Below are 13,079 nucleotides of genomic sequence, written 5' to 3' on the forward strand. Positions count from 1 at the left end.
CCGCCGAGTGTAGGCAAGCGCCCACAGAAGCGATATGTGCCAAGCGTTTACTGGCGTGGAACCGGCGTCGCGATAGCGCCGTGAACCCGTTCCGTGCAAGGCTGACCGCAGCGGTGTCGGCATGTGTCGAGGTGTATCCAGCCGTGCACCGCAGGCGTTGCCATCGTAGAGTCGAAGCTGCCCGGCTGAGGGCGTCGGGCGGGGGCGGATCCTGGCGGGGATCCGGCCCCGTTTTTTTTTTTACACCCGGCGGATCAGTACCGGTAGTTCACCTTCATCCACAGGCTGCGGCCCGGCTCGTTGATGCGCACCGGGTCAGCCGGAAAACCGAAGTCGGCGCTGCCGGCCAGATTCAGGTGCTCGCTGTAGGCACGGTCGAACAGGTTGTCGACGCCCGCGCTGAGCTGCAGCTGCGAACTGAAGCGGTAAGCAGCGTTGAGCGCGAAGGTGGCGAAGCCGGCACTCGGCCCCAGGTCCTGCGCGACCACATTGCCTTGGCCATTTGCGACACGATGCTGGTGGGTCACCGCGCGCAGCAGCGCACCGGCACTCCAGCGCTGGCCTTCCCAGTTCGCGCTCAGGCGTGCTTCCAGTGGTGGCATCTGCGGCAACGGGCGATGCTGGTCGCGGTTCTCGCCCCAGGCATAGGCCAGCGTGCCGCCCAGCTTCCACTGCTCGGCCACGCTCACTTCCAGGCCCGCCTCGGCACCAGCGATACGTGCATCAACGTTGCGGGCCTGGCTCATGCCCATCATGCCGCTGCCGTGGTAGGTGAACAGAATGTAGTCCTGGATCTGCCCGGCGTACGCCGAGACCCAGGCCCGCACACGGGGCCCCTTGTATTGCATGCCCACATCAAGCTGGGTGGTGCGCTCGGGCTGCACGCCGGTGAACGCGTTCACCGCACCGGCCGGGCCGTGGTTGGGCGAGAACAGCTCCCAGTAGTCGGGCATGCGTTCACTGTGGCCGAGGCCGGCGTACCAGGTCAGGCCATCGGCCAGGTCCTGCTCGTAGCGCAGGAAGCCGCTGCCAAGCCATTCCTTGCGCGTTTGCCCGGCCGTGGGATTGGGTCGGTTGCCCATCATCCCGCGCACCGACTGCCGCTCATCGCGGACGCTGGCGCGGTCGATGCGCAGGCCGCTGATCCAGCGCTGGTCGGTGCCCGCACCCAGGGTCAACTCGGTGAACACGCCATAGCGGCGGAAGTTGGCATCGGTTTCCCAGGCGGCCTGGCGGTAGGTGTCGCGGCCCATGCCCATGCGGCCACGATGGCGGCTGTCTTCGCCGTCCATACCCGCCACCAGCTGCACATCCTGCCAGCGCCACTCGGAACTGACCCGGCCGCCCTGGGTACGGCGATCCACGTTCGACGCCATCGGCATCGGCATCATGCTGTTCGGGTTCGGCGTGCGCAGCGTGTAGTTGTCCATCACATGGTCGGCGTTGTTGTAGTACACGTTGGCCTGCAACGTGTCCCATGCCCCCGGCAGGTTGCGCTTCTCGAAACGCGCCGCGTAGCTGGTGCGTTCGAACGCGGCACCGTCCATGCCACGGCCCGCGTAACGCGCGATCGCATCACCGGCACCGGCGGAAATTTCCAGCAGCGTGTCGGCATCCGGCGTCCAGCCGATGGCCACGTCGCCGTTCCACTTGCGCCACTTCGACGGCACCACGTCACCGTGGCCGTCCTTGTAGTCATCGGCTTCGGAACGGTTGCCGCTGGCGCGTACGTAGCCGGTCGGGTTGCCCAAGGTCAGGTCCAGCACCTGGTCGTTGCGGTTGCGCGAACCGACCAGCGCACTGGCATCGGCACGCAGGCCCGGCTCCTCGAAGCGCGGCGTATCGCGCTCGAAACGCACGGTGCCGGCCGACGCGCCCGCCCCCCAGCGCACGCTCTGCGGGCCCTTGATGATGGTCAGCCGGTCGAAGCTTTCCGGCGCGATGTAGGACAGCGGATTGTCCATGCGCGACGGGCAGGCACCGATCAGGTTGCCATCGTTGCTGAGGATGTTCAGGCGCGAACCGAACATGCCGCGCAGCACCGGGTCACCGTTGGTGCCGCCGTTGCGGATGGCGGAGAAACCGGGAACGGTCTTCAGGTAATCGGCACCGTCGCTGGCCGGCACCGGCTGCCGCGGCAGGCGCGGGTCGGTCACCCAGTGCAGCGGGGACGACGGTGCGGCGGCGGTGACCACCATCGTGTCGAGGGTACGTGCCTCTTCGGCAGGCGCAGCGTGGGCCAGTGACGCGGCCACGGCCAGGCCAAGGGCAAGGGCAACCGGCAGGCGCGCGCAGGCGCCCGCGGGGCGGGAAGTCATTTTCATCGGAACAGCTCCAAAGTACGCACGCGCGCACGGCGCCCGGTCAGGCGTCGTGCGGCAGATTCGATAGGGATATCAGCGGACGAAGGAGAGGCGCGGCGGCCCGCGCGCGGCATGCGCCGGCCAACGCAGCGCCGGCAGCACCTGCTGCGACCACGGGAACACCAGCCGCGGCCGCCACAGCAGCGGCAACAGCAGCACCAGCACCGCCAGCCACGGCAGCAGGCGCATGGCCAGCACACAGTATTCGCAGGCTTCGCCGTGCATGGCGTGGGGGTCGGGCGGGCGGCTGGGCGCGGCCGGCGCGGCGCCGTGCTGATCATGCCCGGCCATGGCCATGTCGTGCATGTCATGGCCCATGGCGGCGTGGTCCATGCCTGCCATCGCGGCATGCTCCATCGGCTGCGCCTGCAGCGCGCGGCTGACCAGCGGCGCAAGCACCATCAGCAGCGTCGCCAGGACGGCGAGCTGGAGCAGGAGGCGCTGCGGGCGGGACAGGCGGGTCACCCCGCTAGTGTAGAGCCGGGTCCAGGGTTGCCCGTGCGACGAACCGTCGCAGGAGGGGTTTTTCGGCAGGGCTGCGCCCTGCACCCGCAGAGGCCACGTCCACGGCAAGAGCCGAAGCAACATCAAAAGCTGGCTTCCTGTGGGTAGGCGGGGTGGGTCCGGTTGCGGGGGCCGCTGCAAGTACGTCCATGTAAGCTCGGTCGCCGCATCCATGCGGCTCACGCCCCCGCAACCGGACCCACCCCGCCTTCGACAGATTTCTGCGATCTGCAGTAGATCCACGCCATGCGTGGATGAATCTCCATCGGAATCGAATATTTCGAATTGGAATCGAAATGCATCCACGCATGGCGTGGATCTACCGTGTCGACCAAGGTCGACACCTACCAACAGCCGCCAGGATCTGTCAGAGGTGGGGCGGTGTCGGAGTGCGGGGTGTCAGCCGCATGGATGCGGCTGCCAAGCTTACAGGGACGTACTTGCAGCGTCCCCGCACTCCGACACCGCCCCGCCAACCCACGGAATGCCGCTTCTGCTGTTGCTGTTGCTGTTGCCTTTGTCCGCAGCAGGTGCAGGGCTGCAAGCCCTGCTCGACCAACCCCTCACACCGTGATGGTCTGGGTCAGTGACTCCCACGTCGGTGGCACCGGCCACGCCGCCGCCTGGTTGCCATCCAGCACCCTGCGCAGATCACGCGGATCGATCTGCGGTGCCAGCACGTGCACCAGCTCCAGCGCGTAATCACGCAGCACGCGATCGCGAGGCAGCACCGCCCAGGCAATGCACTCAGTGATGGGCTCCGGGGCCGGCCACGACCTCAGGTCTTCGTCGTTGGAACTGACCGCCATCTCCGCCAGCAGGCCCACGCCCAGACCGGTACGTACGTAGGTCTTGATCAGGTCGGCATCGAGTGCGGTCAGCGCCAGATCCGGCACCAGGCCGTTCGCAGCGAAGGCGCGCTGCAACGAGGAATTCGGCCGGGTCGAAGATTCGTAGCTGATCAATGGCTGGCGGGCAAGCGCGGCCAGGTCTGGGGCGCGGCCGGCGCGGTCCAGCGGGTGGCCCTTCGGTACCACCACCAGGCGCCGCCAGCGGAACAGCGGCACCGCGATGCCATCGGTGGGCTCACCGCCAGCGGTGCTGATGATCGCAATATCGGCATCACCCTGGTTCAAGCGGTCCAGCGCGTCGGCTTCGCCGGCCTGCTGCAGGTGCACGCTCACCTGGGGATAGGCCTGCTTGATCGCTGCCACCGCCGGCGGCAGCACGAAGCGCGCCTGGGTGTGGGTGGTGGTCAGGATCAGCTGGCCCTGGCTCTCGCGGCGCTGGTTGGCCGCGTAGGTGCGGATGTTGTTGGCCTCGGCCAGCACCGCACGAGCGCGGGCGATGACCTCGGTGCCGGCCGGGGTGACCGACTCCAGGCTGCGGCCCTTGCGCACGAACAACAGGAAACCCAGCTCGTCCTCCAGCTGCTTGAGCTGCTTGGACAGGCCGGGCTGGGTGGCGTGCACGCGCGAGGCGGCCAGCGTGATGTTCAGCTCGGCGTCGGCGATGGCAACCAGGTAGCGCAGCTGGGTCAGCGTCATGGGAGGCAGGCGGCGTGGGGCGGAGGTCCACTCTAGGGTCAATTGCCGTCACCAGCTTATAACCAAAGGTTGTTTAAGAAAGGTATCTGGTCATTTCCGGGCGTCATATGCCGGCGCTACGGTCAGCCGGCAGCCGCTGGCCTGAACAGCCAGCCCTCCCCCTTCGCCCGCCGAAGCCCGGCGCGGCCCCGTTTCCGGAGCGCTTCCATGGCCCTGTACGACTCCATCCTCGATACCGTCGGCAACACCCCCATCGTCAGGCTGCAGCGCCTGGCGCCCCCGCAGGTCAGCGTCTACGCCAAGGTCGAGTCGTTCAACCCGGGCGGTTCGGTGAAGGACCGTCTGGCGCTGGCGATCATCCTCGACGCCGAAGCGCGTGGCCTGCTCAAGCCGGGCGACACCATCGTCGAGGCCACCTCGGGCAACACTGGCGTGGCACTGGCGATGGTCGCCGCCGCGCGCGGCTACAAGTTCGTGGCCACCATGGTCGAGACCTTCTCGGTGGAGCGCCGCAAGCTGATGCGCGCCTATGGTGCCAAGGTGATCCTGACCCCGGCCGCCGAGCGCGGCAGCGGCATGGTGCGCAAGGCGGCCGAACTGGCCGAGCAGCACGGCTGGTTCCTGGCCAGCCAGTTCGCCAACCCGGCCAACCCGGCCTACCACCGCAACACCACCGCCGCCGAGATCCTGCGCGACTTCGCCGGCAAGCGGCTGGACTACTTCGTCAGTGGCTGGGGCACGGGTGGCACGCTTACCGGCGTGGGCGAAGTGCTGAAGGTCGCGCGCCCGCAGACCCGCATCATCGCCACCGAACCGGCCGGCGCCGCGCTGCTGAAGGGCGATGACTGGAAGCCGCACAAGATCCAGGGCTGGACCCCGGACTTCGTGCCGGACGTGCTCAACCGCGATGTGGTGGACGAACTGGTCTCGGTCGAAGATGACCGCGCGATCGCCACCGCGCGTCGCCTGGCTGCGGAGGAAGGCATCTTCGTCGGCATTTCCGCCGGCGCCACCGTGGCGAGCGCGCTGGACGTGGCCGCCCGCGCTGAACCGGGCTCGGTGATCCTGGCAATGCTGCCCGATACCGGCGAGCGCTATTTCTCCACACCGCTGTTCGCCGATGTGAATGAGGGTTCCGACGACGACTGGCTGGCCGGCCTGCCGTGAGCTCAGGGTCGGATCCCGTTTTCGTTCAAGGTAGCGCCGGGCCATGCCCGGCGTTGCTGTTTCCGGCATTCGCTTCGTTCACCATCCGCCGGACATGGCCCGGCGCTACCGTTTCGCCACCTCCCCCTTTCTGCTTCAGCCTGCGTGAAGGCGTCGCCCGCCATCGTGCGTGAAGGCCGTCGGATCGCAGCGCGTGAGACGGTCATGACGCAGTATCGATGCCCTGTCCCCTACCGTGGGAACAGCCGGCGCAGATGCTGCGCGGAACACCTCACAGGCAGGAGACGGACGCATGAAGATCGAAGTTTGGCAGGGCGATATCACGACCCTGGCGGTGGATGCGATCGTCAACGCGGCCAATGAAACACTGCTCGGCGGCGGCGGCGTCGACGGCGCGATCCATCGCGCTGCCGGGCCGGCATTGCTGGCCGAGTGCGAGCAGTTGCCGGAGCTGCGTCCGGGCGTGCGTTGCCCAACCGGCGAAGTGCGCGCCACCGACGCTTACGCATTGCCTGCGCGGCATGTACTGCACACGGTGGGCCCGGTCTGGCACGACGGCCAGCGCGACGAACCGGCATTGCTGGCCAACTGCTACTGGAAATCGCTGCAGTTGGCCGAGTCGCTGGGCGTGAAGTCGATCGCGTTCCCGGCGATCAGCTGCGGTGTGTATGGCTATCCGCTGTACCAGGCCGCGCAGATCGCAGTGACGGAAACACTGGCGTGGCAGCGCAGCCATGCACAGCCGATGCGCATCGTGCTGGTGGCGTTCAACACTGCTACGGCGAAGGCCTACCAGCAGGCATTGAGCGCCGCGGGACAAAGCACGGACAACGAACCGCGCGGGTCGATGCTGCCGCCTCTGGGCGATGCGGGCTTCGCCGCTGCGCACTGAACCGCAGCGCTTCCGGTAAAAGGAAAGGCCGGGCATTGCCCGGCCTTTCCCGTTGCGGCCTTGAGGTCATCCACGCTACGTGTGGATCACCTCAACGGCTGGCTGCTTCCACCGCAGCAGCGGCGTCATCGGCCACGGCAGCAGCTGCATCCGCAGCGGCGCGTGCGGCCGAGGCGGCAGCACCGTCGGCGCTAGCACCTTCGACCTGCACGCGCACTTCCACCAGGCCCGCACCGTTGTTCAGGCTGGACACGTCGACGGTGTAGTGACCGGCCGGCAGCGTCTCTTCCAGGCGTGCATTGGTGCCATTGCCACCGTCGTCGTCGGTCAGCTCGACGGCGCCGCCGACCACGCGCAGCACGGTATCGACCTGGCTGGAAATCGCATCCAGGCGCACGTCGGCCGGACGATCCAGGGTCAGCAGGAAGCGGCGGCGGCCTTCGTTGTCCAGCATGGTGTACGCGCTGCCCGACTTCGGCAGTGCCGTGCCATCGCGATCCACCAGGTTGCCTGGCAGTTCAATGCGGGTGGCCGACAGGGTGAACATGCCATTGACGCCGTCGCCGAGGCCGCGTGCAGTCAGGGTGTACTTGCCCGGCTTCAGCGAGAGGTTCAGGCGCGAGTTGGTGCTGTCGCCGCCATCATCGTTCTCGGCATCCACGCCCTGGCCGGACAGCTTCAGCACCGGATCGAAGACATCCGAGACCAGGCGGATCTCGTACAGGCCCGCCTTCTCCACCTGCAGGGTGTAGTCCTGCGAGTTGCTGGCCAGCATGTCGACGATCTCACCACTGCCCACCAGCGGCTTGCCGTCGTACGGCTTCAGCTTCTCGGCGCGCAGGCGGTACGGACCAAAGGCACTCGGACCGTTGGCGTTGACCGCCACCTGGTAGGTGCCGCCACCGTTGGCACGGAAGGCCAGCGAGACATCGCCTTCGCGTTCGTAACCGGTATTGCTGGTGGACACCAGGCTGCCGTTGTTGAACACGGCGATCGAACCGGTCAGTGCGCCGGTGAGCTTCAGGCCGACCAGTTCCCTGTCTTCCAGCTTGATCTGGTACAGCTGGTGATGGCTGCCGTCGTTGAAGTTGATGCCGCTGCGCGAGGTGATCTCGCCGGACACCGGCTTGTCGAAATCGAGCGACGCGGCCTTGCCTGCGTCACCACCGCCACTGATGCGGTTGCAACCGCCGGCGATCAGGACCGTGGCGACGGCCAGTGTGATTGCTGCCAAACGCATGTTTTTTCTCCTTGGCCTTCCATGTATGTCCCGCACACCGGCCCGGTGCGTGGGGGCGGAAAAGATACCCGCAAAAGCAAACGCCGGCGTGATGCCGGCGTTGCCCTGTTCATCCTGCGATGGGACGGATCAACCGTTCCACTTGCCCAGCGCGGCCAGGCCGTTGTCCTTGGCGCGCTCGTACACGGTCTTCTGGGCGGCAGCGTAGTTGCCCTTCATGTCCTTGGCCCACAGCTTCAGCGCGGCCTGCTGCATGGCGCGGCCGTAGGAGAAGCTCAGCGGCCACGGCAGGTTGCCCAGCTGGTTCATCGCGTTCAGATGCTCGGTGGACTGCTCGTCGCTCTGGCCACCGGACAGGAACACCACGCCCGGCAGGATGGCCGGCACGGTGCTCTTCAGGCACATCACGGTCGACTCGGCCACTTCCTCGACGTCGGCCTGCTCATCGCAGCCCTTGCCGGAGATGACCATCGAGGCCTTCAGGATGGTGCCTTCCAGCAGCACGTTCTGCTGGTACAGGGCATCGAACAGCGAACGCAGGGTGGCTTCGGTGACTTCGTAGCAGGTCTCGATGTCGTGGTCGCCGTCCATGATCACTTCCGGCTCGACCATCGGCACCAGGCCGCATTCCTGGCACAGGGCGGCATAGCGGGCCAGCGCGTGGGCGTTGGACTCGATGCAGGTGCCCGACGGAATGCTTTCGCCGATGTTGATCACCGCACGCCACTTGGCGAAGCGCGCACCCAGCTTGTAGTACTCCTGCAGGCGCTCGCGCAGGCCGTCCAGGCCTTCGGTCACCAGCTCGCCCGGGCAGCCGGCCAGCGGGTGCGCACCCTTGTCCACCTTGATGCCCGGAATCATGCCGTGGTCGGCCATGTACTTGGCGAACGGCACGCCGTCCTTGGTCGACTGACGGATGGTTTCGTCAAACAGGATGGCGCCGGAAATGTGCTCGTTGAGCTTCGGCGTGGTCAGCAGCAGTTCGCGGTAGGCACGACGGTTCTCCTCGGTGTTCTCGATACCGACGCCTGCGAAACGCTTGGCGATGGTAGCGGTGGATTCGTCGATCGCGATGATGCCCTTGCCCGGGGCAACCATGGCCTGGGCGGTTTCAGCCAGCTGTTCGATGCTCATGTACTTCCTGTGGCGGGTGCGGGAAAAACGTAAGTATAGCCCCGCCGCCCGTTGCACCGACGTGCAGGGCAGTCTGGAAACGATTCCAATGTCCGCACCGGACAGACGATGTCCTGTTGCGCCGGGTCACGACCCCTTCAGGGATCTGACCCCGGGTCGGACCCGCGCAGCGGCTCCGACCCAGGGCCGCCTGGGTTTACAGATCGCCCAGGCCGCTGGCGCGGCCGTCTTCGCCCACTTCCAGCAGGCGCAGGGTGTTGGTCGCGCCCAGGGTTTCCATGTGCTCACCGCTGGTGAACACGACGCGATCACCGGCCTGCAGCAGTTCGGCTTCCACCAGCAGGCGGATGCTGCCGCGTGCGGCTTCACGCGGGGTCAGGCCACGGCTGTCGAAGTTGATCGGGTAGACATCGCGCATCAGCGCCATCTGGCGGCGTGCACCGTCGTGGCGGGTGACCGCGAACACCGGCGCCTTGGCGCGGAAACGCGACAGGTAGCGGGCGGTGCCACCGGATTCGGTCATCGCCACGATCGCGCGCACGCCCACGTGCTGCGACAGGAACATGGTGGCCATGGCAATGGCCTGGTCGGCACGTTCCAGGTTGCGCGGCGAAGCGTTGAAGTCGGTCTCGGTCTGGAACTGGCGCTCTGCACCCAGGCAGATGCGCGCCATCGCTTCCACCGCCTTGACCGGCCAGGCACCGGCAGCGGTCTCGGCCGACAGCATCACCGCGTCCGTGCCATCGATGACCGAGTTGGCCACGTCCAGCACTTCGGCACGGGTCGGGATCGGGCTTTCGACCATCGACTGCAGCATCTGCGTGGCGGTGATCACCACCTTGTTCTGCGCCAGCGAGGCCTTGATGATCTTCTTCTGCAGGCCCGGCAGTTCGGCATCGCCGATTTCCACGCCGAGGTCGCCACGGGCCACCATCACCACGTCGCTGGCCTCGACGATCTCTTCCAGGTTCTCGATGGCCTCGGTGCGCTCGATCTTCGACACCAGCGCGGCATCGCAGCCGTGCGAGCGGGCGATCTCACGCGCGTCGTTCATGTCCTGCGCATTGCGGCAGAACGACACGGCGATGAAGTCGACACCGATCTTGGCGACGATGCCGATCAGTTCCTTGTCGCGCTCGGTCAGCGCGCCCAGCGACAAGCCACCGCCCTGCTTGTTCAGGCCCTTGCGGTCGGAAAGCACACCGTCGTTCAGTACGGTGTTGATGATGCGTTCGCCCTGCACTTCCACCACCTGCAGCTGCATCAGGCCGTCGTCGAGCAGCAGCACATCGCCCGGACCCACGTCCTGCGGCAGGCCGAGGTAGCTCACGCCCACCTGGGTGGCGTCACCCGGGCCGGCGCTGGTGCTGGCGATCAGGTCGAAGCGGTTGCCCGCCTTCAGCTGTACCTTGCCTTCGGCGAAGCGCTCGATGCGGATCTTCGGGCCCGGCAGGTCGGCCAGGATGCCGACTTCCACGCCCACGCGGGCCGCGGCAGCGCGCACTTCGGCAGCACGCTTGGCCTGGCCGGAGGGATCGCCATGGCTGAAGTTCAGGCGCACCACGTTGACGCCGGCGCGGAACAGATCCTCCAGCACGCCCGGCGGATCAGTGGCCGGACCGAGGGTGGCAAGGATCTTGGTGCGACGCTGACGCTCGAACATGGTGGATGGGCCTCTCCCGATAAAGAACGGAAATTAGCACATCCTTCACGCCGCATGTATACGGTTACAGCCTTGTGCTGCCTGACTTCGCGGGTCATGGAACGGACATCACCCGGACATACGCTGGCGCAGGGAGTTCTGCAGAGCCGAGCATGGGCTCGGCTCTGCAGGGGACTAGGCCAGCAGCGTTTCCAGCTGCGCCGGCTCACGGGCCAGCTGCCCGGCACCGGCTTCGGTGAGTTCGGCCTCACCGCCAAAGCCCCACAACACACCGACGCTGCGCAGGCCATGGTGACGCGCGCCTTCAATGTCCATGCGGCGGTCGCCGATCATCCAGCACTGCGCGGGCTGCACCTGCAGCCGACGCAGCGCCTCACCGACCAGTTCCGGCTTGTGGCTGCGCGAGCCATCCAGGGTCGAGCCGACGATCTCCTCGAACAGCCCACCGAACGGCAGGTGGGCAAGGATGCGGCGCGCGTGCGGCTCATTCTTGGCAGTGACCACCGCCAGGCGATGGCCACGACCATGCAGCGTGCGAAGGGTGTCTTCCACCTGCGGGTACACCGTGTGCTCGCGCCAGCCCTCGACGTCGAAGCGCTCACGGTAGTAGCCCACCGCCTGTTCCACCCGCGCCGGTTCACCGAACAGCGGCGCGAAGGTGGTGCGCAGCGACGGACCGATCCAGCCTAGCAGGGTCTCCTGCGGTGGCACCGGATGGTCCATCTTCTGCAGCGCATAGGCGATGCAGGCGGTGATACCCACCTGCGAATCGATCAGCGTGCCGTCCAGGTCGAAGAACAGGACATCCTTGCTGCGATCGGCACTCATGCGCCGCGCGCGTCGAGTGCGGCCACCGCCGGCAGGGTCTTGCCTTCCAGGAATTCCAGGAACGCACCGCCACCGGTGGAGATGTAGCTGACCTGCTGGGCGATATCGAACTTGTCGACCGCGGCCAGGGTGTCGCCGCCACCGGCGATGGAGAACGCCGGCGAACTGGCGATGGCACGGGCCAGCGCTTCGGTGCCCTTGCTGAAGGCCTCGAATTCGAACACACCGACCGGACCGTTCCAGACCACGGTACCGGCCTTCCCGATCAGTTGCGCGTACTGCGCCGCGGTCTGCGGGCCGATGTCCAGGATCAGGTCGTCTTCGGCAACGGCGTCGACCGCCTTCACTTCGGCAAGCGCGTCCGGCATGAACTGCTTGGCGGTGACCACGTCCACCGGCAGCGGGATATCGGCGCCACGCGCCTTGGCATCGGCCACGATCTTCTTCGCGGTGTCCAGCAGGTCCGGCTCGTACAGCGACTTGCCGACGTTGTAGCCGGCGGCAGCGATGAAGGTGTTGGCGATGCCACCACCGACGATCAGCTGATCGACTTTGCCGACCAGGTTGGCCAGCAGTTCCAGCTTGGTGCTGACCTTGCTGCCGGCGACGATGGCCAGCAGCGGCTTGGCCGGTGCATCCAGCGCCTGCGCCAGCGCGTCCAGTTCGGCCATCAGCAGCGGGCCACCGGCAGCGACCGGGGCGAAGCGGATGACGCCATGGGTCGAGGCCTGCGCGCGGTGTGCGGTACCGAAGGCATCCATCACGAACACATCGCACAGGGCGGCGTACTTCTTCGACAGGGCTTCATCGTCCTTGCCCTCGCCGAGGTTCATGCGGCAGTTTTCCAGCAGCACCAGCTGGCCCGGCTGCACGTCGACACCGTCGACCCAGTCGCGCACCAGCGGAACCTCGCGACCGAGCAGCTCGGACAGGCGCTGGGCCACCGGCGCCAGCGAATCGGCTTCGCTCCACACGCCTTCCTTCGGGCGCCCCAGGTGCGAGGTGACCATCACCGCCGCACCCTGCTCCAGCGCGCGCTTGAGCGTCGGCAGCGAAGCGGTGATGCGCTGTTCGGAGGTGATGCGGCCATTCTCGATCGGCACGTTCAGATCCTGGCGGATCAGCACGCGCTTGCCGGAGAGGTCGAGGTCGGTCATGCGGACGATGGACATGGGCAACTCTTTGGCTCAGGGACGGGATGCCGGGCTGCGGCAGACGGCCATTGTATCGGGTGCGGGTGGTGGGGGGTCGATGCCTGCGGCAGGCAGAGGCGCACAGCAACTGCAACAGCTACGGCAACGGCCAAAGCGCTGGCGCTTCGTGATGCTGGGGCTGGGCCGGGGTGGTGAGGGCTGGCAGGGGACGCCGTGAATCCGTCCCTGGAGGCTTAGCCGCGCCATCCATGGCGCGGATACCCCTGCCAGCCCACACCACCCGGCCTCGAAAGGTTCATGAGGCGGAGCGGATGGCAAAGGCACAAGCAGTGTGTGGTGTCGGATGAAGAACGAAGAGGTCAGATCCGTTTTCCTGCGGAAAACGGATCTGACCCCGATGGCCGTCGAGCGAAGCGACCCGCTTCCGCTCTTGCTTTTCTTTTTCCTCTTCCGTGGGTGGACGCACACGGAAACTGTCAGAGGCCGGGCGGGGTGGGTTCGCGGGGGTGTCTGATCTGGCCCCCCGTCAGCGGACGCCAAGAAGCGATACTTTGATCGCACTTGGAGGTCCCTTATGTCCCGTATCA

At 66.8% G+C, this 13,079-nt stretch carries 10 protein-coding genes; 2 read left to right on the forward strand and 8 right to left on the reverse strand.

The genetic code is table 11. The annotated features are described in order from the left end of the window. Nucleotides 1-254: 254 nt before the first annotated feature. The 3 genes from ACX9OT_RS10505 to ACX9OT_RS10515 all read right to left on the reverse strand — a co-directional run bounded on the left by ACX9OT_RS10505 (nt 255) and on the right by ACX9OT_RS10515 (nt 4,414). Nucleotides 255-2,324, reverse strand: a complete 2,070-nt coding sequence (locus tag ACX9OT_RS10505) for a TonB-dependent copper receptor (protein WP_459001979.1) — start codon at nt 2,322-2,324, stop codon at nt 255-257. A gap of 72 nt (nt 2,325-2,396) precedes the next feature. Beyond that, nucleotides 2,397-2,828 carry a DUF2946 domain-containing protein gene (locus ACX9OT_RS10510; protein ID WP_032130216.1) on the reverse strand — a complete coding sequence of 144 codons (432 nt, stop codon included), beginning with the start codon at nt 2,826-2,828 and terminating at the stop codon, nt 2,397-2,399. Between the two features lie 602 nt (nt 2,829-3,430). Further along, on the reverse strand, nt 3,431-4,414 hold the full coding sequence (locus ACX9OT_RS10515) for a LysR family transcriptional regulator (RefSeq protein ID WP_043403003.1): 984 nt from the start codon (nt 4,412-4,414) through the stop codon (nt 3,431-3,433). A 207-nt stretch (nt 4,415-4,621) separates the two neighbouring features. Between ACX9OT_RS10515 and cysK the strand changes: the two genes are divergently transcribed. Together cysK and ACX9OT_RS10525 are read left to right on the forward strand one after the other, a co-directional pair. Continuing rightward, a complete protein-coding gene (gene cysK / locus ACX9OT_RS10520) occupies nt 4,622-5,581 on the forward strand; it encodes a cysteine synthase A (protein ID WP_014038293.1) in 960 nt (319 codons plus the stop codon). Nucleotides 5,582-5,873: 292 nt separating this feature from the next. Continuing rightward, on the forward strand, nt 5,874-6,473 hold the full coding sequence (locus ACX9OT_RS10525; protein ID WP_032127873.1) for an O-acetyl-ADP-ribose deacetylase: 600 nt from the start codon (nt 5,874-5,876) through the stop codon (nt 6,471-6,473). A gap of 91 nt (nt 6,474-6,564) precedes the next feature. Here ACX9OT_RS10525 and ACX9OT_RS10530 read toward each other — a convergent pair whose 3' ends face one another. The 5 genes from ACX9OT_RS10530 to ACX9OT_RS10550 form a co-directional block, all read right to left on the reverse strand. Further along, entirely contained in the window at nt 6,565-7,713 is a 1,149-nt protein-coding gene (locus ACX9OT_RS10530) for an ABC transporter substrate-binding protein (protein WP_459001982.1), read from the reverse strand. Between the two features lie 129 nt (nt 7,714-7,842). Then, nucleotides 7,843-8,847 (reverse strand): class I fructose-bisphosphate aldolase, encoded by a 1,005-nt coding sequence (locus tag ACX9OT_RS10535; RefSeq protein ID WP_010481439.1) that lies wholly within the window; start codon nt 8,845-8,847, stop codon nt 7,843-7,845. A gap of 196 nt (nt 8,848-9,043) precedes the next feature. After that, complete coding sequence (gene pyk / locus ACX9OT_RS10540) at nt 9,044-10,510, reverse strand: pyruvate kinase (RefSeq protein ID WP_032127871.1); 1,467 nt, start codon at nt 10,508-10,510, stop codon at nt 9,044-9,046. A 174-nt stretch (nt 10,511-10,684) separates the two neighbouring features. Then, complete coding sequence (locus ACX9OT_RS10545) at nt 10,685-11,338, reverse strand: HAD hydrolase-like protein (RefSeq protein ID WP_049463104.1); 654 nt, start codon at nt 11,336-11,338, stop codon at nt 10,685-10,687. Continuing rightward, nucleotides 11,335-12,510 (reverse strand): phosphoglycerate kinase, encoded by a 1,176-nt coding sequence (locus ACX9OT_RS10550; RefSeq protein ID WP_049463105.1) that lies wholly within the window; start codon nt 12,508-12,510, stop codon nt 11,335-11,337. The genes ACX9OT_RS10545 and ACX9OT_RS10550 overlap by 4 nt, the downstream gene beginning before the upstream one ends. Nucleotides 12,511-13,079: the final 569 nt, after the last annotated feature.

Source organism: Stenotrophomonas genospecies 3, from assembly GCF_054473855.1.

What these genes read in the sequence shown, in the direction of transcription:
- cysK (WP_014038293.1), top strand. Translation starts at nt 4,622, where the DNA reads ATGGCCCTGTACGACTCCATCCTCGATACCGTCGGCAACACCCCCATC.
- ACX9OT_RS10515 (WP_043403003.1), bottom strand. Translation starts at nt 4,414, where the DNA reads ATGACGCTGACCCAGCTGCGCTACCTGGTTGCCATCGCCGACGCCGAG.
- ACX9OT_RS10525 (WP_032127873.1), top strand. Translation starts at nt 5,874, where the DNA reads ATGAAGATCGAAGTTTGGCAGGGCGATATCACGACCCTGGCGGTGGAT.
- ACX9OT_RS10535 (WP_010481439.1), bottom strand. Translation starts at nt 8,847, where the DNA reads ATGAGCATCGAACAGCTGGCTGAAACCGCCCAGGCCATGGTTGCCCCG.
- ACX9OT_RS10545 (WP_049463104.1), bottom strand. Translation starts at nt 11,338, where the DNA reads ATGAGTGCCGATCGCAGCAAGGATGTCCTGTTCTTCGACCTGGACGGC.
- ACX9OT_RS10505 (WP_459001979.1), bottom strand. Translation starts at nt 2,324, where the DNA reads ATGAAAATGACTTCCCGCCCCGCGGGCGCCTGCGCGCGCCTGCCGGTT.
- ACX9OT_RS10550 (WP_049463105.1), bottom strand. Translation starts at nt 12,510, where the DNA reads ATGTCCATCGTCCGCATGACCGACCTCGACCTCTCCGGCAAGCGCGTG.
- pyk (WP_032127871.1), bottom strand. Translation starts at nt 10,510, where the DNA reads ATGTTCGAGCGTCAGCGTCGCACCAAGATCCTTGCCACCCTCGGTCCG.
- ACX9OT_RS10530 (WP_459001982.1), bottom strand. Translation starts at nt 7,713, where the DNA reads ATGCGTTTGGCAGCAATCACACTGGCCGTCGCCACGGTCCTGATCGCC.